Origin of the sequence: Microbacterium sp. 18062 (assembly GCF_902706225.1) — a bacterium.
In the GTDB taxonomy this organism is placed as follows: Bacteria; Actinomycetota; Actinomycetes; order Actinomycetales; family Microbacteriaceae; genus Microbacterium.
Genome location: NZ_CACSKB010000387.1, coordinates 1 through 443 on the forward strand (window position 1 = coordinate 1; position 443 = coordinate 443).

At 60.7% G+C, this 443-nt stretch carries 1 protein-coding gene; it reads right to left on the reverse strand.

Annotated elements, in window-relative coordinates:
* On the reverse strand, nt 1–227 hold a 227-nt coding region (locus tag GVL03_RS20330), incomplete at its 3' end, for a TCP-1/cpn60 chaperonin family protein (RefSeq protein ID WP_306770361.1).
* Between the last annotated feature and the right edge of the window lie 216 nt (nt 228–443).

Below are 443 nucleotides of genomic sequence, written 5' to 3' on the forward strand. Positions count from 1 at the left end.
TCCTTCACGAGCTGGGCGCCCATGTTCTGCAGCTTGTCCTTCAGTTCGATTTCCTTGGCCACGGACACACCGTCCTTGGTCACGGTGGGGGCGCCGAACGAGCGCTCCAGCACCACGTTGCGGCCCTTGGGGCCCAGGGTGACCTTGACTGCGTTGGCGAGAATGTTCACGCCTTCGACCATGCGGGCGCGGGCTTCGCCGCCGAAAACTACGTCTTTTGCTGCCATGTTTGGCTCCTAGAGATGTCTAAAAATCGTGAAACGGATGACTGTGTCGAGAAAAGAATTGCATAGCGAGCGGCTCAGGGGCCAGGCGGACGGAGCGCAGGAACCGGAACGTACTTCGGTACGTGAGGATTCCGAGCACCGCCCGACGCCGCCCGTGGGCCGCGCAGTAGCAATTACTTCTCGACGACGGCGAAGAGGTCGTCTTCCTTCATCACC